This is a genomic window from Kocuria sp. CPCC 205263, assembly GCF_040981075.1.
In the GTDB taxonomy this organism is placed as follows: Bacteria; Actinomycetota; Actinomycetes; order Actinomycetales; family Micrococcaceae; genus Kocuria; species Kocuria rosea.
Map to the genome: position 1 here is coordinate 1 of NZ_JAVKPV010000028.1, position 2,443 is coordinate 2,443.

A 2,443-nucleotide genomic window follows, 5' to 3' on the forward strand; every position below is an offset into this window, starting at 1 on the left:
GGCTGGTCCGCCTGGTCACCGTTGCCCAGGGCAGGTCCTGGGCGCGCCGGTAGCTCAGCGCCCCGGGAATCCGGCCCTTCTCGCCCAGTGGGGTCCCGCGGGCGAAGTCGGCCCACAACCGACGGACCTGGCGGCCGTGGGCGTCGATCTCCTCCCAGTCGGCGCCGGCCACGAGTCCGGTGCCGGCCCAGGTGTGCTCGTGGCCGAACAGCAGCGGCAGGTCGATGGCGTGGGAGGCTCCGTATGGGTTGCCGGGGGCGGCCCAGGAGATCTCGTAGGTGTGGGCGGTGCCTCCGGCGCGGGTGTGGCGGGTGGCGAAGCGGCGGATGGCCCGGGTGTAGACGGCTGCGGTCACGTAGTCCACGACGGCGCGGCGGATCAGCGGGCCGATCAGCGGCAGTTGGACCCATCGTCGCAGGCGGGGGGCGCCCGGGATGTGCAGGCGGGCTTCTTCAGCGGTGTGACCGATGAGGACGTCGATGTGTGGAGCCACCCGGTCCCAGGCCGCCTCGATCCCGTCCTCCTCCGGCAGGGGGTGGTGGCCGTACTGGGTGCCGAAGGCCATCGCGCCCATGAGCCCGAAGGCCGCGGCGTGGGCGGTGACCTCGGCTTGGAGGGCCACGACCGTCTCCGGCGGGGTGGTGGCGGTGACGATCTCGGCGGCCTGGTTCATGGCCTCGTTCATTGCGGCCCGGCCGCGGGTGATGCCCAGTGGGGGGCTCTGGAGAATGGCGCGGTGGAACAGCGAGGGAGCTCCGGGGGTGGCCATGAGGTGGGCCACCGCATCAGCCCCGGCGGACTGGCCGAAGACGGTGACGTTACTGTGGTCTCCACCGAAGGCGGTGATGTTGCGCCGCACCCAGCGAAGGGCCTCCAGCTGGTCCAGCAGCCCCAGGTTGGCCGGGCGGTGGTGGCCCGAGCCCAGATAGCCGAACAGCCCCAGCCGGTAGGTCACCGAGACCACTACGACGCGTTGTTCGGCGACCAGCCGGGCCGGGTCCATGATCGCCGCGTCCCCGGCCCCGGTGGTGTAGGAACCGCCGTGGATCCACACCATCACCGGCAGCCTCTCGCCGGGTGCCACGTCGCGGGGCAGCGTCACGGACAGCCGCTGGCAGTGCTCGTCCCGGGGCAGACCGGCCATGGCCCCGCCGAGGACCTCCTCGAGAAAGGAGGATCGGACCTGCGGGCAGGCCGGGGCCGGGGCGGTGGCGGCGAAGGGCTCCACCCAATCCGGTGCCGGGGCGGGGGCGGTGAACCGGCCGGCCGTGGCGTAGGGGATCCCGGTCGCCCGGATCACCTCACCGTCGACCCAACCGTGGACGGGCCCGCAAGCAGGGGTGAACGTGAAGGTGGTGGTCATTGTTCCTGTTCTGGCCGGTCATTGGTAGGGAAGGTGGGGGTTGCACCCGCCAGGGGCAGGGGCTGGCGTGGGAATGGTCAGCCGATGACGGTCAGTGCGGAGGGGGCGGATTCGACCCGCACTGTGGTGTTGGCCGGGACGGAGTGGACCTCGCCGTCGAGCTGGTAGGGCATCGGTTTGAGGGCGGTGAACTCGTAGCGGGCCACACTGGGCTGGTCCCCCAAACCGGTGGTGGCCGCGCGGGCGGCCTTGAGCAGCACGCGCCACTTGGCGGTGTGCGGGAAGAGGATCACCTCGAAGCGCCCGTCGGCCGGACGGTCCTCGGCCTCACTCAGGGTGGCGACCTTGGCCATCTGGGGGATGTTGGCGAAGACGAGGCTGTCGATCTTCTGGCGGGTTCCGTCGGTGTGCTGGATGCGGAAGGGTCGGAACTGCGCGAAGGTCCGCACCACCGAGACCATCTCCTTGAAGGCCCCTTTGTTGCCCTTCTCCATGTCGATGGCCACCACCGGGGTCAGCCCGAAACCGATGTAGGAGTGGGCGTAGAGGGCCTCACCACCCGGTCCGTTGCCGGTGGACAGGCGCAGCAGATCCATCTCTCGCACCCGGCCTTCGGCGATGGCCTGGGCCAGGGGCTGGCGGGCGGTGGTGCGGTGGTGGTCGTTGGCGTTGCCGGCAGGGAGGACCGCGCACACGGTGTCGGTGGTCCCGGCGGCCATGACGCCGTTGACGACCTCGTTGTAGCCCCCGTCGCCACTGACCGAGACGATCAAGGTGTTCGGGGTGCTGGCCGCCTCCTTCGCCAGGTCCACGGCGTGTCCGGCGTGCTCCGTGGGCAGCATCCGGATCTCCGGGGCATAGGGCAAATCTTCCTGCAACTGGTCGCGCAACTTCGCGGCCAGTTCCGGGGCGTCGCCGGTGCTGTGCGGGTTGAAGATCACACAGATGGTGTCGAACCGGCGGACCGCCGGGTCAGTGGGATCCGTGGTGTCGGTGGCGTGGGTGGTGTTCATGGTGTACCTGTCGGTGAGGGCTCGGGCTCGGGCGGGGTCATGGGCTCTCATGCGGTGTCGCGGGCGT

At 70.6% G+C, this 2,443-nt stretch carries 2 protein-coding genes; both read right to left on the minus strand.

Translation table 11 applies throughout. The features are described from left to right. Positions 1–1,363, minus strand: a 1,363-nt coding sequence (locus RF647_RS18915) for a carboxylesterase family protein (protein ID WP_368813079.1), incomplete at its 3' end; no start/stop codon positions are given. 77 nt (positions 1,364–1,440) lie between these two features. Then, positions 1,441–2,376 carry a diacylglycerol kinase family protein gene (locus tag RF647_RS18920; protein WP_368813080.1) on the minus strand — a complete coding sequence of 312 codons (936 nt, stop codon included), beginning with the start codon at positions 2,374–2,376 and terminating at the stop codon, positions 1,441–1,443. Positions 2,377–2,443: the final 67 nt, after the last annotated feature.

Excerpts from the sequence above, each read along its gene's own strand:
- RF647_RS18920 (WP_368813080.1), bottom strand. The coding sequence starts at position 2,376 with ATGAACACCACCCACGCCACCGACACCACGGATCCCACTGACCCGGCG.